This window comes from Maribacter sp. Hel_I_7, from assembly GCF_000688315.1.
Lineage (GTDB): Bacteria > Bacteroidota > Bacteroidia > Flavobacteriales > Flavobacteriaceae > Maribacter > Maribacter stanieri.
The window spans coordinates 1,152,086-1,176,557 of sequence record NZ_JHZW01000003.1; the positions used below are offsets into that span (position 1 = coordinate 1,152,086).

General features: G+C 33.9%; 26 protein-coding genes and 1 riboswitch. Of the genes, 13 read left to right on the forward strand and 13 right to left on the reverse strand.

Features of this window, described 5'->3' with window-relative positions; translation table 11 throughout:
• Positions 1–2 precede the first annotated feature (2 nt).
• Positions 3–608, reverse strand: a complete 606-nt coding sequence (locus P178_RS0116770; RefSeq protein ID WP_027067312.1) for a SatD family protein — start codon at positions 606–608, stop codon at positions 3–5.
• A 98-nt stretch (positions 609–706) separates the two neighbouring features.
• Positions 707–1,159 carry a methyltransferase family protein gene (locus P178_RS0116775; RefSeq protein WP_027067313.1) on the reverse strand — a complete coding sequence of 151 codons (453 nt, stop codon included), beginning with the start codon at positions 1,157–1,159 and terminating at the stop codon, positions 707–709.
• A 59-nt stretch (positions 1,160–1,218) separates the two neighbouring features.
• Here P178_RS0116775 and P178_RS0116780 point away from each other — a divergent pair, with 59 nt between their 5' ends.
• The 5 genes from P178_RS0116780 (at position 1,219) to P178_RS0116800 (ending at position 7,025) form a co-directional block, all read left to right on the forward strand.
• Complete coding sequence (locus P178_RS0116780) at positions 1,219–1,812, forward strand: non-canonical purine NTP diphosphatase (protein ID WP_036147041.1); 594 nt, start codon at positions 1,219–1,221, stop codon at positions 1,810–1,812.
• The gene (locus P178_RS0116785; protein WP_036147043.1) at positions 1,793–2,437 is read left to right on the forward strand and encodes a DUF4337 domain-containing protein; all 645 of its coding nucleotides are present in this window, start codon (positions 1,793–1,795) and stop codon (positions 2,435–2,437) included. Before P178_RS0116780 ends, P178_RS0116785 begins: the two co-directional genes overlap by 20 nt.
• 159 nt (positions 2,438–2,596) lie before the next feature.
• Entirely contained in the window at positions 2,597–4,438 is a 1,842-nt protein-coding gene (locus P178_RS0116790; protein ID WP_027067316.1) for a DEAD/DEAH box helicase, read from the forward strand.
• A 73-nt stretch (positions 4,439–4,511) separates the two neighbouring features.
• Positions 4,512–5,282 carry a carboxypeptidase-like regulatory domain-containing protein gene (locus P178_RS0116795; RefSeq protein WP_027067317.1) on the forward strand — a complete coding sequence of 257 codons (771 nt, stop codon included), beginning with the start codon at positions 4,512–4,514 and terminating at the stop codon, positions 5,280–5,282.
• A 51-nt stretch (positions 5,283–5,333) separates the two neighbouring features.
• A complete protein-coding gene (locus P178_RS0116800) occupies positions 5,334–7,025 on the forward strand; it encodes an alpha-amylase family glycosyl hydrolase (protein ID WP_027067318.1) in 1,692 nt (563 codons plus the stop codon).
• Positions 7,026–7,033: 8 nt separating this feature from the next.
• Here the strand turns inward: P178_RS0116800 and P178_RS0116805 are convergent, their stop codons facing one another.
• From P178_RS0116805 to P178_RS0116815, 3 genes are read right to left on the reverse strand one after another with little or no spacing between them, the layout of a single operon-like run.
• Positions 7,034–7,399 carry a VOC family protein gene (locus P178_RS0116805; RefSeq protein ID WP_027067319.1) on the reverse strand — a complete coding sequence of 122 codons (366 nt, stop codon included), beginning with the start codon at positions 7,397–7,399 and terminating at the stop codon, positions 7,034–7,036.
• The gene (locus tag P178_RS0116810) at positions 7,396–7,929 is read right to left on the reverse strand and encodes an SRPBCC family protein (RefSeq protein ID WP_027067320.1); all 534 of its coding nucleotides are present in this window, start codon (positions 7,927–7,929) and stop codon (positions 7,396–7,398) included. Before P178_RS0116810 ends, P178_RS0116805 begins: the two co-directional genes overlap by 4 nt.
• 41 nt (positions 7,930–7,970) lie before the next feature.
• Positions 7,971–8,624 (reverse strand): TrmH family RNA methyltransferase, encoded by a 654-nt coding sequence (locus P178_RS0116815; protein ID WP_027067321.1) that lies wholly within the window; start codon positions 8,622–8,624, stop codon positions 7,971–7,973.
• A 50-nt stretch (positions 8,625–8,674) separates the two neighbouring features.
• Here P178_RS0116815 and P178_RS0116820 point away from each other — a divergent pair, with 50 nt between their 5' ends.
• Positions 8,675–9,361, forward strand: a complete 687-nt coding sequence (locus tag P178_RS0116820; RefSeq protein WP_027067322.1) for an SIR2 family NAD-dependent protein deacylase — start codon at positions 8,675–8,677, stop codon at positions 9,359–9,361.
• On the opposite strand, the gene P178_RS0116825 is transcribed toward P178_RS0116820, so the two are convergent.
• A complete protein-coding gene (locus tag P178_RS0116825) occupies positions 9,330–9,803 on the reverse strand; it encodes a heme-binding domain-containing protein (protein ID WP_027067323.1) in 474 nt (157 codons plus the stop codon). The genes P178_RS0116820 and P178_RS0116825 overlap by 32 nt on opposite strands.
• Before the next feature lie 35 nt (positions 9,804–9,838).
• Here P178_RS0116825 and P178_RS0116830 point away from each other — a divergent pair, with 35 nt between their 5' ends.
• The 3 genes from P178_RS0116830 to P178_RS0116840 all read left to right on the forward strand — a co-directional run bounded on the left by P178_RS0116830 (position 9,839) and on the right by P178_RS0116840 (position 12,875).
• Positions 9,839–10,402: a hypothetical protein gene (locus P178_RS0116830; RefSeq protein WP_027067324.1), complete on the forward strand. Its 564-nt coding sequence runs from the start codon at positions 9,839–9,841 to the stop codon at positions 10,400–10,402.
• A 121-nt stretch (positions 10,403–10,523) separates the two neighbouring features.
• The gene (purB, locus tag P178_RS0116835) at positions 10,524–11,867 is read left to right on the forward strand and encodes an adenylosuccinate lyase (protein ID WP_027067325.1); all 1,344 of its coding nucleotides are present in this window, start codon (positions 10,524–10,526) and stop codon (positions 11,865–11,867) included.
• Between the two features lie 126 nt (positions 11,868–11,993).
• Entirely contained in the window at positions 11,994–12,875 is an 882-nt protein-coding gene (locus P178_RS0116840) for a mechanosensitive ion channel family protein (RefSeq protein ID WP_027067326.1), read from the forward strand.
• Between the two features lie 70 nt (positions 12,876–12,945).
• Here P178_RS0116840 and P178_RS0116845 read toward each other — a convergent pair whose 3' ends face one another.
• From P178_RS0116845 to P178_RS0116870, 6 genes are all read right to left on the reverse strand, one after another.
• Positions 12,946–13,755 carry a mechanosensitive ion channel family protein gene (locus P178_RS0116845; protein ID WP_027067327.1) on the reverse strand — a complete coding sequence of 270 codons (810 nt, stop codon included), beginning with the start codon at positions 13,753–13,755 and terminating at the stop codon, positions 12,946–12,948.
• Between the two features lie 163 nt (positions 13,756–13,918).
• Positions 13,919–14,458, reverse strand: a complete 540-nt coding sequence (locus P178_RS0116850) for a DUF4252 domain-containing protein (RefSeq protein ID WP_027067328.1) — start codon at positions 14,456–14,458, stop codon at positions 13,919–13,921.
• 63 nt (positions 14,459–14,521) lie between these two features.
• Positions 14,522–15,064: a DUF4252 domain-containing protein gene (locus P178_RS0116855; RefSeq protein WP_027067329.1), complete on the reverse strand. Its 543-nt coding sequence runs from the start codon at positions 15,062–15,064 to the stop codon at positions 14,522–14,524.
• Positions 15,065–15,166: 102 nt separating this feature from the next.
• Positions 15,167–15,721: a DUF4252 domain-containing protein gene (locus P178_RS0116860; protein ID WP_027067330.1), complete on the reverse strand. Its 555-nt coding sequence runs from the start codon at positions 15,719–15,721 to the stop codon at positions 15,167–15,169.
• 1 nt (position 15,722) lies between these two features.
• The gene (locus P178_RS0116865) at positions 15,723–16,160 is read right to left on the reverse strand and encodes a hypothetical protein (protein WP_027067331.1); all 438 of its coding nucleotides are present in this window, start codon (positions 16,158–16,160) and stop codon (positions 15,723–15,725) included.
• Positions 16,147–16,656 carry an RNA polymerase sigma factor gene (locus P178_RS0116870; protein ID WP_027067332.1) on the reverse strand — a complete coding sequence of 170 codons (510 nt, stop codon included), beginning with the start codon at positions 16,654–16,656 and terminating at the stop codon, positions 16,147–16,149. The genes P178_RS0116865 and P178_RS0116870 overlap by 14 nt, the downstream gene beginning before the upstream one ends.
• A gap of 216 nt (positions 16,657–16,872) precedes the next feature.
• Between P178_RS0116870 and P178_RS0116875 the strand changes: the two genes are divergently transcribed.
• Together P178_RS0116875 and P178_RS0116880 are read left to right on the forward strand one after the other, a co-directional pair.
• On the forward strand, positions 16,873–18,411 hold the full coding sequence (locus P178_RS0116875; RefSeq protein WP_027067333.1) for a S41 family peptidase: 1,539 nt from the start codon (positions 16,873–16,875) through the stop codon (positions 18,409–18,411).
• Between the two features lie 27 nt (positions 18,412–18,438).
• Positions 18,439–19,908, forward strand: coding sequence for a S41 family peptidase (locus tag P178_RS0116880; RefSeq protein WP_027067334.1), 1,470 nt, complete (start codon positions 18,439–18,441; stop codon positions 19,906–19,908).
• 57 nt (positions 19,909–19,965) lie between these two features.
• Here the strand turns inward: P178_RS0116880 and P178_RS0116885 are convergent, their stop codons facing one another.
• Positions 19,966–21,840: a TonB-dependent receptor plug domain-containing protein gene (locus tag P178_RS0116885; RefSeq protein WP_027067335.1), complete on the reverse strand. Its 1,875-nt coding sequence runs from the start codon at positions 21,838–21,840 to the stop codon at positions 19,966–19,968.
• A gap of 70 nt (positions 21,841–21,910) precedes the next feature.
• A riboswitch (cobalamin riboswitch) is annotated at positions 21,911–22,168 on the reverse strand.
• Between the two features lie 70 nt (positions 22,169–22,238).
• Between P178_RS0116885 and P178_RS0116890 the strand changes: the two genes are divergently transcribed.
• Positions 22,239–23,387: an ABC transporter substrate-binding protein gene (locus P178_RS0116890; RefSeq protein WP_027067336.1), complete on the forward strand. Its 1,149-nt coding sequence runs from the start codon at positions 22,239–22,241 to the stop codon at positions 23,385–23,387.
• A complete protein-coding gene (locus tag P178_RS0116895; protein WP_027067337.1) occupies positions 23,388–24,419 on the forward strand; it encodes a FecCD family ABC transporter permease in 1,032 nt (343 codons plus the stop codon).
• The last annotated feature ends 53 nt before the right edge of the window (positions 24,420–24,472 follow it).

A 24,472-nucleotide genomic window follows, 5' to 3' on the forward strand; every position in this document is an offset into this window, starting at 1 on the left:
ATTTATTTTACTGTTATTAATTCTTTATAATATGATAATACATCTAATACCAGATCTAATCGTGCTCTTTTTAAACGCTGACTTACAGCAGATTGCTTTATTCCCAATCGTTGTGCTATTTCTTTCTGTGAAAATTGTGGATAGTCAAGTGCCAATGTTACAATCTCTGCAGAAACTACACTCCAATCATCCATAAAGTCCAATGCTAAACGTAACATTAAATTTAATGTGCGGTCTTTATTAGTATCACCAGTTGCAATACTAAGATTTACTTTACTTTCTTTTAAGGTTTCAAAATTTCGTCCTGACCTTTGGTAAGCTGGTCCATTAGATTCCGTTACACCTGTACCTATATATGTTTCCAGACCAATGCCAACACCCATTCTAACATCCAAGCCCTTTATGGATTTCAACATAGCCTTAATACGTATAGCCGTAAATAAAGCATTTTTCTCCGTTACCTTTAATTGGAATTCATCTCCACGGTAAATTTCCCAATTCATTGGGGATGCCCCAAATTGGTTGAAGTAATTCTTTAATAAGTCTATCCATTGAGAACTTGGATGATTTTCAGAATTTATGATGTCTCCAGTGATTATCGCTATCATTACTATTAGTTATTACGCTAATATATTAAATTATAAGCTAATTCAATAATATATTTAAATATTAGCACAAAGACTAATATAATTGAAAGTGAGACTTTCTAGAACCAGCGCCTTGTTAAGATACAATAATCTTTAAAGGAACGCCCAAATTTTTCTAAGAGAATTCGTTCTTCAGGAATAATTTGAAAACGATTCATATACCCCACAAACGTAGAAGCTATTAAAATATTAAATGCATTTCCTAAAAAAACGCCCAAGGCTAACAAAATCAATAATAGAGATAAGTACATTGGATTACGAGAAAACTTAAAAATACCACCAACTACTAAATTTGAAGCTTTATCCGGTTTTGTTGGATCTATAGTAGTTTTTGCCCTACCAAACTGCAACAGCGCCATAATTGCAATTAACACACCCAAACCTACTAAAATTTTAACAAGCAACATTTTACCGTAAAAGTCAAAATAACCAATTGGTAGAAATTCTGCTAATAAATACATTATCAATCCAAAACATACAAACACTAAAGCTGGTGGTACTTTTAATTCCATTTTATAAAATTACTACTTTTGATAATGTAAATTAACAAACCAAATTCCAAATTGTTAGCATGAAGCTTGTATTTGCCACTCACAACCCAAATAAACTAAAAGAAGTTCAACAATTGGTTCCTAACCAAATAGAACTAATAAATTTAGAAACTATAGGTTGTACAACAGATATACCAGAAACAGCGGATACACTTGAGGGAAATGCAAAACTAAAGGCAGATTTTATAACAAATAACTACCAACTATCATGTTTTGCAGATGATACAGGTTTACTAGTTAATTCACTTAAAGGCGAACCAGGAGTGTATTCTGCGCGATATGCCGGTACACAGGCAGATTCAAATGCCAATATGGATAAATTATTAACTAACTTAAGCAGCAAAAAAGATAGATCAGCTTACTTTCAAACTGTAATCGCTTTAAACCTAAATGGTAAAACATATATATTTGAAGGCAAAATAGAAGGCGTAATTACAGCAAGCAAACGAGGAGAAAATGGTTTTGGATACGATCCAATATTTCAACCAAATGGATATAAAGAAACTTTTGCAGAGCTACCTTTAACCATTAAAAACAAAATTAGCCACCGCGCACTGGCATTCAAAAAATTGATTACATACCTAAATAGTATTCATGTTACAGGAGAAAAATAAAGGGGAAACGGTTGTTGTATCGGTTGCATCTGAACGTGCAGAAGCCATTGGCGGTGTACTTATCGCATTATTTGCCGCTCTTATGGCAATATCGCAAATGGTAAATGGCGAATTGGAAGAAGAAATGATGATTGCCCATAATAATGTGGTAAGCTACTCTAACTGGTATCAATCTAAAAGCATAAAAGAAAGTTTAAAAGAAAGCGAACTAGATTACCTAAAAGCTTTGATTGAAAGTGGTATAGTTACCGAAGAAAAAAAACCTGTAATTGAACAAAAAATAGCTGAAGTAAGAGAAAAAATAATCAAATACGAATCAGAAAAAACAGAAATCTTATTAGGCTCTAAACATGTAGGCAAAGAAAACTGGGTACAAGATATTGAAGGTGAAATGGGTATCATTACCGGCGTTAAAGAATGGGAAAGATTGACAAAATCTTATGACTACGCCACCAAAAGATTTGATTATGCATTGCTATTTTTTCAAATTTGTATCGTGCTTGGTGCTGTTTGTATAATCATTTATGATAACCCTAGGCTTCAAAAAGGATTAATTGGGCTAATGATTATCTTTGGCATTACCGGCGCATCCCTTTCTATATATGGGTATTTACTGGCACCATAGTATTACTTTCCCAATAAATTATACTGATTCAAATATTCGCAGTACCTTTGCCGCTTAATTAACGCCGCTAGTATAGCATGTGTTGCCCTGAGTCTAAATAGGTTATATACGATAATCGCTCTATGCAACATTCATATTTGCGATTTAGTATAACATATTATGACAAAGTTTGAAGCACTAGGACTGCAAAAGTCTCTATTAGATGCTATTACTGATATGGGTTTTGAGACCCCTTCAGAAGTTCAAGAAAAAGCAATCCCTATTTTATTGGAAAGTGAAACCGACTTAGTTGCCTTAGCGCAAACAGGTACAGGTAAAACTGCCGCATTCGGTTTTCCATTAATTCAAAAAATTGATAGCGATAGCAGAACTACACAAGGTTTAATTCTTTCCCCTACTCGTGAGCTATGCTTACAGATAACGAAAGAAATGCAAGCGTATTCTAAATACGAACGTAATATTAATGTAGTTGCCATTTATGGTGGTGCCAGTATTACAGAACAAGCAAGACAAATAAAACGAGGAGCTCAAATTATTGTAGCTACGCCTGGTAGAATGAAAGATATGATCAGTAGACGTCTTGTGGATATTTCCAAGATTGACTATTGTGTATTAGATGAGGCTGATGAAATGTTGAACATGGGCTTCATGGAAGACATTAAAGATATTCTTTCTGGTACGCCTAATGATAAATCTACATGGTTATTCTCTGCAACGATGCCTAAAGAGGTTTCTATAATTGCAAAGAAATTTATGCACTCTCCACAAGAAATTACTGTGGGTGCTAAGAATTCTGGTGCTTCTACCGTACAACATGAATATTATGTTGTTGGTGGTAGAGATCGTTACCCTGCATTAAAAAGATTAGCAGATACAAATCCAGATATATTTTCTGTAATTTTCTGTAGAACAAAACGTGATACTCAAAAAGTTGCCGAAAAATTAATTGAAGACGGATACAATGCCGGTGCTTTACATGGAGATTTAAGCCAAAACCAAAGAGATTTGGTAATGAACTCTTTCCGCAAAAAGCAGATTCAAATGCTTGTAGCAACAGATGTTGCTGCACGTGGTATTGATGTTGATGATATTACACATGTTATCAACTACCAATTACCAGATGAAATCGAAACATATACTCACCGTAGTGGTAGAACTGGTAGAGCCGGTAAATCTGGTATTTCTATGGTTATTGTTACTCGTAGTGAACAACGCAAGATTAAGGCGATCGAGAATAAAATCAATCAAAAATTTATATTGAAAAAAATTCCTACGGGAATGGAAATCTGTGAAATTCAATTATATCACTTAGCAAATAAGATTAAGGATACTGAGATTAATGAAGATGTAGATGCATATCTACCTGCCATTAATGATGTTCTTGAAGGTATTGACCGTGAAGAATTGATTAAGAAAATAGTTTCTGTTGAATTTACTAGATTCTTCAATTACTACAATAAATCCAAAGACTTAAACTCTTCCGATAGCGGTAGAGACCGTGGTGAAGGAAGAGATAGAGCAGAAATACCAACTAGTGGTGCAGTTCGTTATTTTGTAAACGTTGGTGAAAGAGACGGTTATGATTGGATGTCTTTAAAAGACTTCATTAGAGATACCGTTGGTTTAGGACAAGAAGATGTATTTAAAGTAGATGTAAAAGAGAGTTTTTCTTTCTTTAATACTGAAGCAGAAGTTACACAGCAAATTCTTGACAAATTCACGGAATTTAAGGTAGATGGTCGTTTTGTTAACGTTGAAGTTTCTAAAAACCCTGGTGGTGGCGGAGGCGGCAACAGACGAAGAAGCGGCGGAAGCGGTTTCGGTGGCGGCTATAAAGGAAAAAGAAGCAGCGGTGGCGGAAGAAGAGATGATGATCGTGGTTCAAGAGGAAGAAAAGAGGGTAGCTCTGAGTCTAAAGGAAGAAGACGAGACAAAAGCGAATCTAGTTCACCTAACTCAGGAAAACGACGTACAACTAAAAGAAAAGGAGATTTCTTTTAGTTAATTGTATATTAAAAATACGCTTCGGCGTATTTTTTTTGTTTTGTTTGCATCCTAATTACGCGTCAGTACAATGAAATATCTTTTATCGCTTACAATTCTTTTCGTTTCATTTATAGGCTTATCACAAGAGTCAGAAGAAGGTCAACGCCTTAACGCTGTGGTGATAAATGCCCAAACAGATGAACCTCTAGAAAGTGTACATGTTGTTAACCTAAACCAAGTTTTTGGTACAATAACCAATGAAAAAGGTGAATTTTCAATTGCTGCTGCGGTAAACGACACCTTATATTTTTCGTTTCTAGGTTTTAAATCCCAAAAAATTAGAGTTACGAACGATATGTTTAAATTTAAGGATACGGAAATTGCGTTAACAGAGCTTGCTTATGCACTAGAAGAGGTTATTGTAAGACCATATCAACTTACCGGTTACCTTGAAATTGACGTAAAAAATCTTCCCATAAACAATGCTTACCAGTACAGTATATCTGGCTTAGGAGTAAGCTATGAAGGTGGAAACAAGAATCCAAGCGCTGTTACTAAAGTTTTAGGTGCTATTCTTAACCCTGCTGATTTATTACGGAACCTTTTTGGCAAGAAACCTGCACAAATGCGGAAGCTTAGACAAATGCGAGAGGACGATGATATTCGTAATTTACTGGCCTCTAAATTTGATAGAGAAACGCTTACAGAATTTCTTCAACTAGAAAAAGTTGATATTCAAGATATTTTGAATAATTGCAATTATTCAAAATCTTTTATTTCTACAGCCAATGACCTTCAGATACTTGACGCTATTAGCAGTTGCTATGAAGAGTATAAAGTTCTTAACAGAAAGAAATAATATTTTTTAAAACGGAATCCTTGTTATAGTTTTAATGCAAATAACAGGGAAATGAAAAATGTACTCTTACTTGGGCTATTATCTATAGCAATAACTTCTTGCCAACCAAAAAGCAAAGACAAGACAGAAAATATAGCCGTTGTAAAGGACACAATTGAAACTCCTAAAAAGAATCCGAATTTTCAATGGGAAGCTGCTACCGTATATTTTCTACTTACGGACAGATTTAATAATGCAAATCCAGATAACGACTTAAATTTTGAGCGTAATAAAGAAACAGGTGAGCTCAGAGGATTTTTAGGCGGCGATATTCAAGGTATAACAGAAAAGATTAAAGATGGTTATTTCTCTGACCTAGGTGTCAACGCAATTTGGTTTACACCGGTTGTAGAACAAATTCATGGAGCTACGGATGAAGGCACAGGTAACACCTACGGGTATCACGGGTATTGGGCAAAAGACTGGACAGCTCTTGATCCAAATTTTGGAACGAATAAAGATTTAGACACTTTAATAAAAACTGCGCATGAGTATGGTATTCGTATATTATTAGATGTAGTATTAAACCACACCGGTCCAGTTACCAAAGAAGATCCAGTTTGGCCAAAAGAATGGGTAAGAACCTCCCCTACTTGTGAATTCACAACATATGAGAATACAACAGCCTGTACTTTAGTTGCCAATCTACCAGACATATTAACCGAATCTGATGCTGCCGTAAATTTACCAGATGCATTACTTGCTAAATGGAAAGCAGAAGGTAGACTAAGTGAAGAATTAGATGAATTAGAGCTGTTTTTTGACAGAACAGGCTATCCAAGAGCTCCTCGTTTTTATATTATTAAATGGCTTACCGATTATGTTAACAAATATGGCGTTGATGGTTTTAGAGTAGATACCGTAAAACATGCCAACGAAAATGCATGGGCAGAATTATACAAAGAAGCTTCAATAGCATTTGAACTTTGGAAGAAGAAGAATAAAGATAAAGTACTTGATGACAATCCGTTTTACATGGTTGGAGAAGTATATAATTACGGAATTTCTGGCGGACAGGAATTTGATTTGGGTGATAAAAAAGTAAATTATTTTGATAACGGCTTTAAAAGTCTAATAAACTTTGAACTAAAAACGGATGCAAACAAAGAATACGAAATCATTTTTACAAAATACAGTAAGTTATTGCATACTACTTTTAAAGACAAAAGTGTTTTAAACTACCTTACATCGCATGATGACGGGCAACCTTTTGACCAAGATAGAACCAACCCAAAAAGAGCGGCTAACGTTCTATTACTAACCCCAGGTGCATCACAAATATATTATGGTGATGAAACGGCAAGAGATTTAACCATTGAAGGCACCGAAGGCGATGCCACACTGCGTTCTTTTATGAACTGGAATGAATTGGACAGTATTCCAAAAACAAAAGAAACTTTAGCCTACTGGCAAAAACTAGGGACTTTTAGAAATGACCACCCATCTATAGGAGCCGGTATTCATAAAAAAATTACAAAAGCTCCATATGTCTTTAGCAGGTATTTTAGCAATGCTGATTTTGTAGACAAAGTGGTAATTGGTTTAGAATTGCCAAAGGGCAAAAAATCAATTTCTGTAAAGGGCGTATTTGGCAATGGCACAAAAATTTACGATCGTTATTCTGAAGTAGAATTAACCGTTGAAAATGGTGAAGTTGTTTTAGATAATGAATATGATATTGCTTTATTAGAACTGGTTAATTAAGCAATAATTTAAGTATTTGAGTGTACAGCAATTCTATTGCCCTCAGTATCCTTTAAAAGCCCCATAAACCCATGTCCATCCCCTATTTCGGTTTTTGGTTGTAATACTTGTCCGCCAGCTTTTTCTACTTTACCTAAAACTATGGCGGCATCTTCACAAGCAAAATAGATTAGCGCACCTTCGCTTAAACTTGGCACATAGTGTTCATGTTGAACTAAGGCACCATTTGCTTGACCCAAAACAGGTTTATCAGGAAATAGACCCATCACAAATTCCCCAAAATTATTAACCGTAATCGTCACTTCTAATATTGATTCATAGAACTTTTTAGCTCGTTCCATATTTTTTACCGGAATTTCAAACCATGCTATCATATGCCATTATTTAAATTATCTTTTAAATTCTGTAATCCTTGTTCAAAATCCTTTCCTACCATTTTATCCATACTCATAAATAGCATCATAATACTCATAGGAAATTTATTTTTACCAGAGAAACCCCAAGTAACCTTACTTTTATTTCCATCTAAAGCATCAAGATTCATATAACAATCAGATTGTGATTTATAAGGTTTAAAAAACCGTAAGTCTTGCTCTATACGTTTACCCTCCACAATTCGTGTTATTTCTTGCTCGCCCTCACCTACATCTTTATTACCGTTCCAATGGCTAATTGCACCTACGCTGCCATCTTCTCCCGTAAACTTTAATTCCATGTTAGGATCTTTTTGAGCCCACGGAGACCATTCTTGCTGTTTCCTTAAAAATTTTAAATGTTCCCAGACCAATTCTGGTGGCTGGTCTACTGTTATGCTCCTATAAACATGATAGGTTTTAGGGGCTATTAATGCTAGTACTACAATTAGGGCTAAGAGTATTGCGAGAATTATTAATAAGGTATTCATTTGTTGGTCAATTAGTTAATCACCATTAAGTTAAGTATTTTTTAATTATACGTATAATATCTTTCTAAAATATCATCTATACTTTTAATCGATTTTTTGGTCCAGTCTAAGCGCCTTTCCAATTTTTCTTCTTCTGTCAACCTCCAATCAATATCCGAAGCTTTTAATTTTGTTGTTAAGTGTTGTAATATGATTGCCGCAGAAACAGATATATTCAAACTTTCAGTAAAACCCACCATGGGTATCTTTAAATGAGAATCTGCATTTTCAAGAACATAATCACTTAAGCCTTTGTTCTCGGTTCCAAAAAATAGCGCCGTTTTACTATTTATCTCGAAATTTTGCAACAATGAACTATCTGCATGCGGACTAGTTGCTACAATTCTGTAACCTTGCCGCCTTAATGAATCAATTACCGCTTTTGAATCTTTGTATCGTTTAATATCTACCCATTTCTGCGCACCCATAGCAATTTCCTCATCTAAGCGTTGACCATATTTCCCTTCAATTAAGTGAGCGGTCTGCACCCCAAAAGACTCACAACTTCTTACTACAGCGCTTGTATTATGCATTTGAAACACATCTTCTACGGCTACGGTTATATAATCTGTGCGTTCATTTAATATCTCAGTAAATCTCTCTTTTCTTTTTTCTGAAATAATTTCTTCTAAATATGCTAAAAGCTTCATATCAATCATGCATCCAAGATAAGAAAAGTATATTTTTAAGCTTAATTTTTACCTCCATGAAAAATATTGTTGTATTAACGGGAGCCGGTATTTCGGCAGAAAGCGGATTAAAAACTTTTAGAGATGCTGATGGTCTTTGGGAAGGACATGATGTTATGGAAGTAGCTACACCGGAAGGGTTTCGGAACAATCCAGAATTAGTACTTGAATTCTATAATCAACGCAGGAGACAATTATTAACGGTACACCCTAATGATGCACATAAAGCTTTAGTTGCTTTAGAAATGGAATACAATGTCCATATTATCACTCAAAATGTTGATGATTTACACGAACGTGCCGGTAGCTCTAATGTAATTCACTTACACGGAGAGTTATTAAAAGCAAAAAGTACTGATAGTACCGAAAATATATTTGAATGGCAGAAAGATATTTTACTTGGTGACACCTGCATAAACGGATTTCAAATTAGACCTCATATTGTTTGGTTCGGTGAAGCTGTACCCCTCTTAGAAGATGCAATTTCGATTACAGAAAAAGCTGATATTTTAATTATTATTGGAACCTCTATGCAGGTATATCCAGCGGCAAGCCTAATAGATTTTGTAGATGCCAGTACACCTATTTATTTCATTGACCCCAAACCAGCTATTAAGAATTCAGAAAAAAATAATATAACAGTAATAGCCGAAAATGCAGTTGACGGCGTACCTATTTTGGTTGCTTCCCTAATTGATAAATGATTCTGGTTTGCCTTACCCATTCTACCAAATCAGTTACTTCACTTACAGAAAGTTTAGTATCTGCATGTATTAAAGTATACTGAGATAATGGCATTTTACCATTAGAGACCTCTTCTTCTATTTCTTCTAATAAATGGTCCTTTTTAGTAAGGGAATAATTTTCCCATTCTGAAAAATTCAAATGTTCTTTACCTTCATTCACATGGTCAGCCAACCAATAAGAAATAGGCGCTACATTATTATACCAGGGATATTCTGTGTTATTGCTATGACAATCATAACATGAAGTTTTGAATGTTCTTTGAAGTTCTGGAGTAGGGTTTGTCTCTTTTATAAAAACTGCGGTATGGTTACCAGGTGAAATGTTTTTTGTAGGACTGAAAAATTGCATGGCTATAAATACAACAACCACACCTAGGCTAATTTTTTTTAGTAATTTCATATTTGGGGAAACATATGGATTAAAGATACAATTTTATGAATAAGGATGAGCTTTACGAAGCATTGAATTATGTTAATGCAACTCGTGAAAATCGCAGTAAAATGGCTAATACCGTTGAAGCTCAGCCAGACCTTATGGTGTACTTAGTAGAAATATCTCAAGAAAATTTAGACCCTATATCATGTAGAGCAAGCTGGGTTTTAGAATCTGTGGTTAAAACGAACCTTAATTCTATTAAACCCGTCATAGACCAATTTATAAATTCTTTACGATTCTTAAAATTAGAGTCATCTATTAGGCCCGCTTCAAAAATTTGCCTTCTTTTAGTTCAAGATTATTTTTCAAAAAAAACTTCTACATCAAATAATATACTTAAAAATCATCACCTAGGTACTATTTCAGAATCTGCCTTTGACTGGCTAATAGGCAACCATAAAGTTGCCCCAAAAGCATATTCAATGACTACACTTTTATTCTTAGGCAAAAAAATAGAATGGATACACCCTGAGCTACTTCAAACATTAAAACAGAATTATGAAAATGGAAGTGCAGCGTATAAGGCTCGCGCTAGAATGACTTTAAAGGTTTTAGAAAAATAATGACCATGACATATAACATTGTTGATTAAATGATGCTTTTTGGCTATAACTTAAAGAGTTTAGTGTTTAAAACTTTAGTATGAATAGGTATATTTGCCCCTTACTAATTTAACCATAGATTATGTCTCTTAACGCACTAAATGCTATTTCTCCTATTGATGGACGATATAGTTCAAAAACCAATTCTTTATCAGCTTATTTTTCTGAAGAAGCTTTGATAAAATATAGGGTAAGAGTAGAAATAGAATACTTCATTGCGCTTTGCGAAATTCCATTACCCCAATTATCTTCTTTTGATGTTTCTAAATTTGACGCATTACGAAAAATTTATACTGATTTTTCTACCTCTGATGCTCAGGAGATAAAAGAAATAGAGAAAACAACAAATCATGATGTTAAAGCAGTAGAATACTTTATTAAAAAAGCATTTGATTCTTTAGGCTTATCACAATTTAAAGAATTCATACACTTTGGCTTAACGTCACAAGATATAAACAATACAGCCATTCCTCTTTCTATTAAGGAAGCAATGAACGATGTGTATGTTCCTCAATATTTTGAATTATTAGAGAAACTTGATGTGCTTACGTTAGAATGGTCAGATATACCTATGCTAGCAAGAACACACGGCCAACCAGCCTCTCCTACCCGATTAGGAAAGGAAATCATGGTTTATGTAGTTCGTCTAAAAGAACAATTTAATTTATTGAACGATATACCAAGTGCAGCCAAATTTGGTGGAGCAACTGGTAATTTCAATGCACATTTAGTTGCCTACCCTAATATTGACTGGAGAGCCTTCGGTCAAAAATTTGTTCAAGAAAAATTAGGCCTACAACATTCATTTCCAACAACACAAATAGAGCACTATGACCACCTAGCGGCTTTATTCGATGGTCTTAAACGCATTAATACAATTGTTTTAGATCTTGATCGCGATTTTTGGACTTACGTATCAATGGACTATTTTAAACAAAAAATTAAAGCAGGTGAAGTTGGTTCATCAGCAATGCCACATAAAGTTAACCCTATAGATTTTGAAAATTCTGAAGGGAATCTTGGTATCGCCAATGCTATTTTTGAGCATTTATCTGCAAAACTTCCTGTTTCTAGATTGCAAAGAGACTTGACAGATAGCACTGTTCTAAGAAACGTTGGTGTACCGTTTGCCCATACGCTCATTGCTTTTCAATCTACATTAAAAGGCTTAAATAAATTACTTTTAAATAAAGAGAAATTTGAGCAAGATTTAGAAAACAACTGGGCTGTCGTTGCTGAAGCTATTCAAACAATATTAAGACGAGAAAGCTACCCTAACCCATATGAAGCTTTAAAGGGACTTACCCGTACAAATGAGAAAATTAATAAGGATTCTATTGCCAATTTTATAGATACTTTAGAAGTTTCTGATGAAATAAAAAAGGAATTGAAGCAAATATCCCCAAGCAATTACACTGGTATTTAAGCCAGTTTTAATGCATTAAAACTTTTCTTTTGTTCATATACTTCATATCGCCCGTTTAGGGCGATATGCATTTTAATTTGTTATTCATACTTTATATATTCCCGTTGAAAGGAAAATTAAAAGTATATGCAAACAAATTTCTCAGTTGAAGAATCGGTAAGTAATTTATGGGATAAATTAGATGGTTGGTTAGAAGCTATCATTCTAAAATTACCCAATATAGCCATGGCTGTTCTAGTCATGTTTTTATTTTACTTTCTAGCAAGAGGAATACGTAAAGTTCTTAAACGAACCGTTCTAAGAAAAATATCTCAAGTATCTATTCAAGAAATTATTGCCAAAGTAGTCTTCGTAATTATAATTTTAATTGGCTTCTTTATAGCTTTAGGTGTTTTAGACCTCGATAAAGTATTAACAAGTATTTTAGCCGGTGCAGGTGTTGTTGGTTTAGCAGTTGGTTTAGCTTTACAGGGAACTCTAAGTAATACCTTTGGCGGACTAATTCTTTCATTTATGCCCCAGCTTAAAATCAATGATTTTATTTCTGCTGATGGGGTTTCGGGTTTTGTTACTGAAATTAGTTTACGAAACATAATCCTTAAAAAACCTGATAATAACGTAGTAGTTATACCAAACTCTAAATTCATTGATGGTTCATTCACCAATTACTCTATGAATAAGAGAAATAGAATTTTTGTTAATTGTGGTGTTGGTTATGAAAGCGATTTACAAATGGTAGAAGATTTAACGGTCAAAATCATAGCAGATAATTTTGAACAGCAAGATGATGAAAGTGTAGAATTCTTCTTTACAGAGTTTGGAGATAGCTCTATTAACTTTATGGTGCGTTTCTGGGCAGATTGCGTTAATGTGAAACAAGAACATGCCGCAAGACATAAGGCTATTAAAATAATCAAGAAACGGTTTGATGAGCGTGATATTAATATTCCGTTTCCAATTAGAACATTGGACTTTGGAAAAAATAATCTTCAAATTGCTAGAGAGTAATATTTAAAATTAAAAAAACCCGTTGAGCAAGTTCAACGGGCTTTTTAATAACTAACTAGACTAATATTATTTATTTATTTATTTGAACTTCATGTGGATAAGGAATTTCAATACCTGCAGTATCTAATGCCTTCTTAGTTCCTTCAATTGTTGCAAAATATACATCCCAAAAATCTTCTGGCTTACAGAAAGGACGTACCGCAAGGTTAACCGAACTATCTGCTAATTCAGATACATTTACTGATGGTGCTGGGTCTTTTAATACTTTAGGATTAGAAACCAGCATTGCCAAAAGTACCTCTTTAGTTTTCTGAAGATCAGAATCATAAGCTACACCTACTGTAGTATCTACTCTAATTTTACCTTCTGCAGTATAATTTACAATATTACCGTTGGCCATAGCACCATTAGGTACAATTGCTAATTTATTCTCTGGTGTAATTAATTTAGTTGTAAAAATCTCTATTTCTTTTACATTACCCAGTACACCTTGTGCTTCTATTAAATCACCAATTTTATAAGGCTTAAAAATAATTAACAACACACCACCCGCAAAGTTAGAAAGTGATCCCTGCAATGCTAATCCTATTGCTAAACCTGCCGCTGCAATTACTGCTGCAAAACTTGTAGTTTCAACTCCTAAAGTTGAAATAACCGTAATAATTAAAAATATCGTTAGCGCCCATTTTGCTAGGTTCAACAAAAACTTTTTCAATGATTCATCATACTGCTGTTTGGTCATTCCCTTATTTGCAACACCAATCAACTTTTTAATAATCCAAGAACCAATGATGTAAATAAGTATAGCCCCAATTATTTTAGGTCCAAATACCATTATAAAATCAATTCCTTTGTCAATCCATACTTCTGCGTTTTCCATCTTAAATAGTTTGTTTAGGTTGTTTAATAATTGTCCTCACTTAATAGGACACCAATTTTATTGAAAGGTCACAATAAAAATAGATGTAAACATCAACTAGAAAAAATAAAAAACCCGTTACAATTATGTAACGGGCTGTATTTAATATATTTAGCGTTTAAACTTAACCTTTAATTAAATTTCCAAGTTGTTCCAATCCTTTTCCATCAAAATCAGACTTTTCCATTGCCTGTATTAATTGAACAAAACTCGCAGGGTTCATATTATCTCCCAATACACGAACGAGAATTAATCCTTTTTCATCATTATCTCCAAATATGATTACTTCATCAATAGTGTCGTCATCACCTTTTAATTGTATGGTAGCTTTACCTATGGATGTATTCATTTTCATAAGCTCGCTGTAATCAGAACTTTTTAAAATTGATTTGATCATTGCTTTTTGAGCTTGATAATCAGCTTCATTTTCAGGCTTTTTCTGAAATGCCAAAATATTCAACTTTTTAAGAGATGATGCCACCTCCATTTCTGATTCACTCAAATTAGCTTTCTCCAAATTCAAAAGACTAGAAGGTAAATCAAAAGACATAAAATTTGGGTTCTCGGCACTAGCAATATAATACTGCTGTATGCTCTGTTCTGATGAACAGGACGAAACCGCAAAAACTAATACCAACGTAATGATAAAATATACCTTTTTCATAATGTGCTTTTTAAACTAGAAAAGGTCTTCCTATATCAAGGAAGACCTTTTGTATTATACTTATTATTTACCCGAAGCTTTATTTAAATCACTTGGCAAATCCATTTTACTTGTCAACGTACCAATTTTATTTAAATCGATATCACCGGTTAAACTGACCAATACGGTTTCAAGCTTTCTACCATGGTCTCCTATCTCCACGTTATTCAAACCACTAACAAACATTAATAATTCTGATACATGGTCTTTCTTTGAGCCATCTTTTACATAAAACTTTACGTTAACATCTTTGTCCTTTACACGCATAAGCTCTTCTAATTTAGAAGATTTCAGGTATTTCTTTACCGTTGACATCATGTCTGCAGAAACCGAGGCATCTTCGGTCATAAATACTTTTATGTTTTTTAATCCGCTAGCCACCTCCATAAACTCTTGCGCATCTGCATCATCACTCATTTCTCCAAATTTGGAGACTAGGTCTATCATTCCTTTATTAACGATTACAGACCCTACATTATCCATATTCTCGTATTTGTCAAATACAGATTGTGAAAATCCAAATACGGGTAAAATTGTCATTAAAATTACTACTGCTACTTTTCTCATGATTGTTGTTTTTAGTGCTTTGATCGTTTACGACCTTTGCGATTGATGAATTGATGATTATTATTTGCATTGAAATTAATGGTCAATGCCTACTTATTTTGATTAATTCCCTTTTTTAGATGCTTTCCCTAATTGGTCACCACCTGGTAAATCCATTTTGTCTGTCAACTTTGATACTGATCTCAAATTAATATCACCTGTTAAGGATAATAAAACTGTTTCTAATTTTCTACCATCAATATCTATGTCTTTATCTTTTAAACCAGTTACGAACATTAATAGTTCTTTTACATGGTCACTATCCTTACCTTCTTTAACATAAAACTTTACATTAGAGCTGCCATCACGAACTCTCATTAGTTCTTCAAAAGAAGAGCTACTCAACCTTTTTGTCACCCAACTATCTACATCTTTAGATATAGCTGCATCATCAGTTGTTATTACCTTAAAACTGGTAATAGAATTAACCAATTCAAAAAATTCCTTGGCTTCTGGATCATCTGAACTTACACTCATTTTACCCAACATCTGAAACATTTTTGGCTGCATAGCCACAAATGTTACCTTGTCATTATCCTCATATTTTTCAAAAATATCTTGAGCATTAATAATTACAGGGGCTAACACTAAAAGTGTTAATACTAGTATCTTTTTCATTTTAATTATTTTTCGTTAAAAATTTATTTGTTGTTTTTTCAAATTCTTCTAAATGATACAATTGCTCTGTACCCTTATTAAAATTCATTGCCAATAAGGCTAACGCCTCTTTTGCAGATTCAATTTCCTCTGGTGTATACTCATCTGCTAAAGTAACTGGAGGTGGTGTGGGCTGATAAAAATAGACCCCTACCATAAAGATTGCAATCGCAGCAACGGATACCCATTTCAAATAGTCTCTTCTAGGTTTTAATGGCACCTGCTTTGTAAAACGCTCTTCTTTTGCTTTTGATAAGTAATTGAACAAAGGCGAATATTGCTCTAAATGTGGTGCAATATCATCTTGCGAGAAGTATGCCTTAAGCATTTCTTCATCGGCTACCGTAGTGGTAGCTTCAAAATACTTTTCTATTAATTTTTCTATTTTATGCAATTCCATAATTATGCTTTTCCATTAATTTTTTCCTTACTGTTTTTCTTGCTCTGGACAAAGCTACCCGTATGGCTGTAGGTTTCATGTCCAATAATTTTTCTATTTCTTCATATTCATATTGCTCAACATCTCGTAATTGTAATACCATTTTTTGCTGCTCCGGTAACTCCGCCATTATACGTTCTACCCAGTTAATGCTATCTTTTGCTTCTAATTCACTTTGTAACGATGTACTAGAATCTGTATAATTACTATGTACCAATTTTAAATTACCAGCTTGTTTCGATTTTAATCTATCTAAACAAAAATTCTTGGTCATCGTCATTGCAAACGCTTCTACGTTATTATATGAATCCATTTTGTTTTTCTTGGACCATAATTTTATTAGAATCTCTTGCGTTGCATCTTCAGCTTCTTCCGTTGACACTAATAACCTTTTGGCCATGCGGAACAATTTATCCTTAAATGGTAACACAATATTTAAAAACTCCGTTTGTTTCATTTTGGTTTGGCTGTTTGTAAACTTTCTTAACGGTTTACAAAAAGAAGACGATGTACAACGATTTTTGTTACAATTAATTTTTAATTAAAACACTTGTAAGTAAATTTAACATCCTAACACTAATTATTTACGTACTTACTTAGACATTGTAGTATCGCAATTATATAGAAGATTCTAATTGCTGGAATATTTCCTAATAAGAATTAAAAAATAGCTATGAAAAAATTTTTCTTATCCGTCCTTTGTTTGGGACTTATTGTTACTTCTTGTAAAAAAAATGATGATGACCCAGTCATTGAAGAAGAAATTGAAAACCCAGAAGAAGAAACCCCTGTTACGGTAGATATTGAAGTCCAAAACTTTTTTTGGCAAACACTAAATTTATGGTATTTCTGGCAAAGTGATGTGCCAGATTTGGCAGATGATCGTTTTGATACGCAAACTGCATACGAAGAATACCTTACCGAGAATGATGACCCTGTTGCTTTACTAGAGAATAAACTATTATTTTCAGAAGATCGATTTACTTTCTATAGCGATGATTATACTGAATTAGTAAATAATTCTGCAGGGGTATCTAAAAGTAATGGATTACAATTTGGTTTAGGTCGTATATCTGATTCTGATGAGGTATTTGGCTTTGTAGAATATATCGTTAAAAATTCTGATGCTTCTACTAAAGATATAAAAAGAGGAGATTTATTTGTTGCTGTAGATGGTCAAACATTATATTCAAATAGAGAAAATCCAGAAGACAATAATTTAGATTTACTTTTTAGCGATAATGATACTTACACTTTAAATATGGCTGAAATTGTTGATGGCGGTATAAGTGCTAGTGCTAAAAAAGTTACTTTGACAAAATCTGAAGGTCTTGAAGAAGACCCTATTCATGTTAATACCGTAATTACTTCAGGGGATAAAAAAATTGGATATTTAATGTATAACCAATTTGTTTCTGGTACTGAAGATGAATTGAATGCCGTTTTTGCCGATTTTGTATCTCAAGGTGTAAATGATTTGGTTTTAGATTTAAGATATAATCTAGGCGGTAGAGGCTCTACAGCTGCTGTTTTAGCAAGTTTGATAAAAGGTACCAACACGTCTGATTTACTTTTTAAAACTATATACAATGCAAAAATACAAGCTCAGCTTGAAAGCAGTTTTACTGACAACTTTTTTGTAAGTACTACAGGAACCAACGATGATAATTCCAATGCTCCTTTAAACACATTAAATTTAAATAGGGTTTACATAATTGCTACAGAAGGATCCGCTTCTGCAAGTGAATTAGTTATGGTGGGCTTGGCTCCTTATATGAACGTTGTTCATATTGGCGGTACAACTGTTGGCAAAAATCAAGGATCGCTATTATTTGTAGATGATCCAGAGAACGGTAATGTATATAGCCCAGAAAATGTTGACAACATCAACCCAAATGTACAATGGGGATTACAGCCTATTATAAGTAGAGTTGAGAACAGTGCTGGTTTTTCTGATTATATTGATGGTTTAGTACCCGATATTGAACTTTCTGAAGATGTCACCAATCTAGGAGTCTTAGGTAACGCCGATGAGCCTCTATTTGCAAGAGCTATACAGGAAATTAATGGAGTTAGTGGAAAAAGCAATTTTGACGTACTAATACCTGCGAATGTAGTCTCTAGTTCTAAGCTTCATGATCCACGTAATGCAGTCTTATTGCTAAATAATAGTGTTCCATCTACCAAAATTCCTTTGGCTGAAAAGAAATAAATTTAAAACATTCCAGTTACCCTATTTATGAAGAAGATATTAATAATATTTGTTGCTGCAATTGCATTCTCATGTTCTAAGGATGATGACTTGTCCTTACCTAATACAGTAGACCCAGATGGCTCTGCAAATGTAGAAGTACAAGATTTTATGTGGAAAGCCATGAATTTCTGGTATTTCTGGCAATCTAATGTAGATGATTTAGCTGATGACCGTTTTGAAAATACCGAAGAAGGTAGAGCTGCATACACTGCTTTTCTAGATTCTGAAGATGACCCTGCTGCTTTTTTTGAAAATAAGTTACAGTACATACAAGATCGTTTCAGTTTCTTTAACGAAGATTATCGAGAGCTTACCAATTCATTGGCAGGTATTTCTAAAAGTAATGGCTTAGAATTTGGTCTTGTTCGTTTCCAAGATAGCGAAGAGCTTTTTGGTTTTGTGCGTTATATAGTTCCTAATTCCAATGCTGCTACTACAGATATTCAACGTGGAGATTTTTTTACGGGTGTTGATGGTCAAACATTAAACCTAAGCAATTACGTTGAGTTACTATTTGGAGAAAACGACACCTATACTTTAAATATGGCAGACTTTACAAATGGTACTATTGTACCTAACGAAGAGGAAGTTGTTTTGACTAAAGAAGAAGGTTTAGCAGAGAACCCAGTGTTTATCTCTAAATCTTTTACCATAGGTGGAGAAAATATTGGATACATCATTTACAATCAATTTACTAACGAATATGATGACCAACTGTACGCTGCCGTTGAAGCTTTAAAATCTGCAGGTATCACTAATTTAGTAATGGATCTACGTTATAACCCTGGTGGCTCTGTTAATACCACTCGCCTATTGGCAAGCATGATTTACGGCACCAATACTTCAGATTTATTTTTGAAAAAAAGGTACAATGATAAATTACAAGATCAGTTTAACGACAGTCAATTAGAAGTCTATTTTGCAGACAAGGTAAATGGTAAAACCATAAATTCTTTGGGCTTAACTAAATTATACGTGCTAACCTCTTCAAGTTCAGCTTCGGCAAGTGAGCTGTTAATTAATAGCCTAGAGCCGTATATGGATGTTATCCAGATTGGAAATGTAACAAGAGGTAAAAACGAATTCTCAACTACTTTAGTAGATGACCGTGAAAACTCATACCTATACACCCCATCGCGAGTAAATGATATCAATCCAGATAACCAATGGGCTATTCAGCCTTTAATTGGAAGAAACGAAAATGCAGATGGTTTCTTTGACTTTACCAGTGGTTTACAGCCAGATTATGAGTTATTAGAGGATTATAGTAACCTTGGAATTTTAGGTGAAGAAAACGAGCCGTTATTAGCTAAAGCTATTGAATTGATTACCGGGCAAACAGGCAAACGTGATTATACGGTACAATACCCTATTAATACTGTTAGTAGTTCTAAAGAGCATAGCCTAATGAGTGATAAAATGGTTGACGATACTGTTTATGACATAAAGTTTTAGAACTTACACTTTACTTAAAATAAAAAAGGACAGCCTGTTGGCTGTCCTTTTTTTATGTTAAAGACTTAATTTAAACCCAAGCCTAACATTTCTACCTTTCGTAGTAAAAGAAACTACTTCAGTATATTCTTCGTTTAAAATATTATCTACAGCTAAGAATGCTGATAGATTTGCGCAAAACTGATGTCTCAATTGTAAGTTAGCCAGACTAAAGCTATCTAAAGTTACATCTGAAAAGGTTGCGAAATCTGTATCTGTTCTATCCGATACATATTGATAAGATAAACCTACAAATGTATCATCCTTGATAACATAACCTAGAGTTGCATTTATCTTACTTTTTGGCACCCTTAACGCCAATCCTTCTTTAGAATTTGTATAGGTATAATTCGTATCAAAAGTAAGACCTTCTGCTAATTCTGTATCTAATCCAACTTCTACCCCATCAAAATGAGCAGTATCGGCTGAATTTCTATACTGACTCTCAAATGTATTTGGGTCAATAGTTACATATGCTATTCTGTTATCTTCTGTTCTATTAAAATAAATAGCATTAATAATAAAGGCATCAGAAACTTTAAATTCAAATCCACCTTCTAAGGTACTATCTTCTTCAGGGTTCAAATCTGGATTAGCTCCAAAAGGACCATACAATTGCGATAGATTTGGCGCAATATAGGAAGTAGCATATGATCCCATAAATTTTAAATATCCATCATTTATATCAAATCTGTACGATGGATTAATATTGTAAATAAAGTTAGAACCATAATTGCTATGATTATTTAAACGTAATCCTGCATTTACATTAATACCTTGATTACCTACATATACAGCATTCAGATAAGGATCTACGGTATTAGAATCGTATTCTTCACTAAATAAAGTCTGATTGTCAATATAGTTTAAACCTACTATGGTATGAATGTTCTCTGAAAAAGTGTACTTATTAAAAACATCTACAATGTATGATTGCGAGTCATAACTCGCAGGAAAAGTAGATTCAAACACCCTATCAATTTGATTAAATGCTGTATTTACATTGATACTTCCATTTTCATACCCGTAAGATGAACTTAGACCAAAACGAGACTGTTCACTGGTAAAATGAAAATCTGCATCTTCAATAGGAAAACCATTATCGTAGTCACTATTCAATTTGTTATAAAATGCAGATGCATTAATTTCAAAACGATCAGAGAATCGGTATCCTACTTTTACATTTCCATCAATTCTTGAAAACTCATCAGATTCTGTTCCTATTGCTGCAGACAAACCATCTGTATATTGATGACCACCAGAAGCTAATATTGAAAGTTTACCTTGTTTTGCCGTTAAGTTTACAGTATTCGAAAAATCAGAAAGGTTATAATTTTGATCTGCTTCGGTCTGGTTAGTTCCCATACTCGAAATTACATCTAAAGCAAGTCCTTCTTTTGATGCTTTTTTGGTGGTAATATTTATAACCGCTGTTGCAGCAGAGTTACCATAAAGCGTACTTGCTGCTCCTTTTAAAATTTCAATACTCTCTATTTGATCCGTATTTAATAATCTTAAATCGTACTCTGCACTGGTACCCGATGGGTCAGATACTTGAATACCATCAATAATAACCAATACCTGGCGGTTATTCCCTCCTCTTACATAAGTGGATAGGTTTTGACCAGCAAAACTTCTGGTACCATTAATTTCAATTCCGCTTTTAGTGTTGAAAATTTCTGCAACAGAGCGACCTTGATTTTGTTTTAATTCTTGTTGCGATATGGTAATTATGGTTTTACCTGAATTTTCACGTTTTAATTGAAAACGCGAATCACTGACTACAACTTCATCTAGTTGTACCGTTTTTGTAGAATCTTGCACTTGCTGTGCTCCTACATTTGCACACAATAATACTGTGACCGCTGTAGGCCACAAAAGATAATTTTTCATTCGTTTAAATTCATAAACGGGAGTGTAGTATGTCTGTACCCATACGTAAACCTTTATCCCGAAAGTTTAACATTTTCTGTTTGAATTAGGCAGGTCTCCTGACTTGTTAAATGCTATTCTGCCTTCCCATGATTTCTGAACCGGTTCAGATTTCAAAGTGGCTTTTGAAGAAAATAGCACCTTCTAAATAAAGTATTAAACAAAATCTATTTGCCAATAGATAGGTTTAATATCAACTTACAGTTGCGGGAACAGTTCCAGATTTTCACTGGATTCCCTTTTAATTTCATCACAAAAAGCAATGAAAACCAAAATTCACGGCGAAAGTAAACATTTAGTTTAATCTTTCTAAGTAAACTTTTATAATACTACATTTGAAAACTAGACGAAATTTAATCATGACCAAACGCTTACTTTTTATTAGTTTTTTAATTTTATTATGTACCTGTAAGCAAGAAAAAAAGGATTCAATTCCTGTAAAAAACCCAACCAGAAATACTTCAATACAATACGCTAAAGGATTTACTGTAGAAAAACAACCATCGGGCATTACTATACTCAAGGTACTCTCACCATGGTTAAATTCCGAAAAAACATATACCTATGCATTAATACCTAAAGAAGTTCAAGCTAAGGTATCCTTAAACAGAAATGAGTACGATGCTATAATTTCCACACCTGTAGAAAAAATAGTATTAACCTCAACAACGCACATACCCGCTTTAGAAGAATTAGGGTTATTAGATAAATTAGTAGGTTTTCCAGACACAAAATATATCTCATCTAAAGCTGCTAGAAAACGAATTGAAGCTGGTCAAATTCAAGAATTGGGCATCAACGAAAACCTAAATACCGAAGCAGTTATATCTTTACAACCAGAACTTATTTTTGGCTTCTCCATCAATGGTAGCAATGCTGTTTACGAAACTATTCAACGTGCCAACATTCCTGTTGTATATAATGGAGATTGGGTAGAAGAAACTCCCTTAGGTAAAGCGGAATGGATAAAATTCTTTGCCCCTTTCTTTAATAAAACAAATGAGGCAAATTTGATTTTTACAGAAATAGAAGCATCCTATTTAGAAGCTAAAGAATTAGCCGCTAAAGCTACGAAACGACCAACAGTTGTTAGCGGAGCTCTATATAAAGATGTATGGTATTTACCTGGCGGAAAAAGCTGGGCCGCTAATTTTCTACGTGATGCCAATGCTGATTATCTTTGGAGCACATCTAATGAAAGTGGAAGTCTTTCGTTAAGCTGGGAGAGTGTGCTAGACGTTGCCCAACATGCTGAGTATTGGATTGGTCCTGCTCAATATGCATCATATGACGAAATGAAATCATCAAGTCAGCATTACCAACAGTTTGATGCTTTTAAGAACGGAAAGGTGTTTAGTACCGCCAATACGAAAGGTGAAACTGGCGGCACCTTATATTATGAGCTTGCACCACAAAGACCAGATCTAGTACTAAAAGATTTAATTTATATTTTGCACCCTGGTTTACTGCCTAACTATGAACCGTTCTTTTTTAAACCCCTATTATAATTGTTAAAACGACCCACTTATACCATTCATTTTACACTGCTAGTTGTTGTTTTACTGGTATGTTTTATTATAAATATTTGTTTGGGTTCTGTAACTATTTCTTTCCTAGATACTGTTCAAATATTATTTGGTACCGTTTCAGAAGATTCATCTAGCTCCTATATTATTTGGCAATACCGCTTACCAAAAGCGATAACCGCTATTTTGGTGGGCGGCGGACTTTCCCTTAGTGGATTACTAATGCAGACCTTATTTAGAAATCCCCTCGCAGGACCTTATGTTTTAGGTATTAGTTCTGGAGCAAGTTTGGGTGCTGCAATAATAATTATGGGATCTTCGCTATTTTCTGGTTATTTCGCGTTCGCTACTTTTAACGATATTTCTTTAGCAATAGCCTCTAGTATTGGCAGTTTTCTAGTTTTATCTCTTGTGCTAATGGTTGCTTCTAAAATAAAGGACACTATGGCACTATTAATTATTGGCTTAATGTTTGGCAGTATTACAGCTGCCGTAGTCAGTGTACTTTCTTACTTCTCTAAAGCTGAAAAATTACAGCAATATATCTTTTGGTCTTTTGGTAGCTTAGGGAATCTATCATGGTTGCAAATTCTCATTGTTGCCTCTTGTACGGTTATTGGCATACTTTTAAGTATTATGACAATTAAACCACTTAATGCATTTCTATTAGGAGAAAACTATGCCAAAAGCTTAGGTGTACGATTACAAAAATCCCGTTATCTTATAATTATAGCTACAGGCTTATTGGCAGGATGCATTACTGCTTTTGCAGGACTCATAGCTTTTGTAGGTCTAGCGGTACCCCATATAACCAGACAATTATTTCACACAACAGATCACAAAATTCAAATACCAGCTGTTTTGTGTTGTGGAGCAATTTTAATGTTAATATGCGATACCATTGCCCAATTACCCGGATCAGTAAGTGTTTTACCTATTAATGCCATAACTAGTATTTTTGGAGCTCCGGTAGTTATTTGGCTATTGGTTCGCAAAAGAAAAATGATATTTTAATATTAAACTATAAGTCATCCAGAACACCAATCTAAATAGCACATTAAAAGTCA

What these genes read in the sequence shown, in the direction of transcription:
- P178_RS0116830 (WP_027067324.1), top strand. Translation starts at nt 9,839, where the DNA reads ATGAATAAGGATGAGCTTTACGAAGCATTGAATTATGTTAATGCAACT.
- P178_RS0116780 (WP_036147041.1), top strand. Translation starts at nt 1,219, where the DNA reads ATGAAGCTTGTATTTGCCACTCACAACCCAAATAAACTAAAAGAAGTT.
- P178_RS0116860 (WP_027067330.1), bottom strand. Translation starts at nt 15,721, where the DNA reads ATGAAAAAGATACTAGTATTAACACTTTTAGTGTTAGCCCCTGTAATT.
- P178_RS0116840 (WP_027067326.1), top strand. Translation starts at nt 11,994, where the DNA reads ATGCAAACAAATTTCTCAGTTGAAGAATCGGTAAGTAATTTATGGGAT.
- P178_RS0116880 (WP_027067334.1), top strand. Translation starts at nt 18,439, where the DNA reads ATGAAGAAGATATTAATAATATTTGTTGCTGCAATTGCATTCTCATGT.
- P178_RS0116845 (WP_027067327.1), bottom strand. Translation starts at nt 13,755, where the DNA reads ATGGAAAACGCAGAAGTATGGATTGACAAAGGAATTGATTTTATAATG.
- P178_RS0116870 (WP_027067332.1), bottom strand. Translation starts at nt 16,656, where the DNA reads ATGAAACAAACGGAGTTTTTAAATATTGTGTTACCATTTAAGGATAAA.
- P178_RS0116790 (WP_027067316.1), top strand. Translation starts at nt 2,597, where the DNA reads ATGACAAAGTTTGAAGCACTAGGACTGCAAAAGTCTCTATTAGATGCT.
- P178_RS0116825 (WP_027067323.1), bottom strand. Translation starts at nt 9,803, where the DNA reads ATGAAATTACTAAAAAAAATTAGCCTAGGTGTGGTTGTTGTATTTATA.
- P178_RS0116820 (WP_027067322.1), top strand. Translation starts at nt 8,675, where the DNA reads ATGAAAAATATTGTTGTATTAACGGGAGCCGGTATTTCGGCAGAAAGC.
- P178_RS0116850 (WP_027067328.1), bottom strand. Translation starts at nt 14,458, where the DNA reads ATGAAAAAGGTATATTTTATCATTACGTTGGTATTAGTTTTTGCGGTT.
- P178_RS0116770 (WP_027067312.1), bottom strand. Translation starts at nt 608, where the DNA reads ATGATAGCGATAATCACTGGAGACATCATAAATTCTGAAAATCATCCA.
- P178_RS0116865 (WP_027067331.1), bottom strand. Translation starts at nt 16,160, where the DNA reads ATGGAATTGCATAAAATAGAAAAATTAATAGAAAAGTATTTTGAAGCT.
- purB (WP_027067325.1), top strand. Translation starts at nt 10,524, where the DNA reads ATGTCTCTTAACGCACTAAATGCTATTTCTCCTATTGATGGACGATAT.
- P178_RS0116775 (WP_027067313.1), bottom strand. Translation starts at nt 1,159, where the DNA reads ATGGAATTAAAAGTACCACCAGCTTTAGTGTTTGTATGTTTTGGATTG.
- P178_RS0116875 (WP_027067333.1), top strand. Translation starts at nt 16,873, where the DNA reads ATGAAAAAATTTTTCTTATCCGTCCTTTGTTTGGGACTTATTGTTACT.
- P178_RS0116890 (WP_027067336.1), top strand. Translation starts at nt 22,239, where the DNA reads ATGACCAAACGCTTACTTTTTATTAGTTTTTTAATTTTATTATGTACC.
- P178_RS0116810 (WP_027067320.1), bottom strand. Translation starts at nt 7,929, where the DNA reads ATGAATACCTTATTAATAATTCTCGCAATACTCTTAGCCCTAATTGTA.
- P178_RS0116855 (WP_027067329.1), bottom strand. Translation starts at nt 15,064, where the DNA reads ATGAGAAAAGTAGCAGTAGTAATTTTAATGACAATTTTACCCGTATTT.
- P178_RS0116795 (WP_027067317.1), top strand. Translation starts at nt 4,512, where the DNA reads ATGAAATATCTTTTATCGCTTACAATTCTTTTCGTTTCATTTATAGGC.
- P178_RS0116800 (WP_027067318.1), top strand. Translation starts at nt 5,334, where the DNA reads ATGAAAAATGTACTCTTACTTGGGCTATTATCTATAGCAATAACTTCT.
- P178_RS0116785 (WP_036147043.1), top strand. Translation starts at nt 1,793, where the DNA reads ATGTTACAGGAGAAAAATAAAGGGGAAACGGTTGTTGTATCGGTTGCA.
- P178_RS0116885 (WP_027067335.1), bottom strand. Translation starts at nt 21,840, where the DNA reads ATGAAAAATTATCTTTTGTGGCCTACAGCGGTCACAGTATTATTGTGT.
- P178_RS0116805 (WP_027067319.1), bottom strand. Translation starts at nt 7,399, where the DNA reads ATGATAGCATGGTTTGAAATTCCGGTAAAAAATATGGAACGAGCTAAA.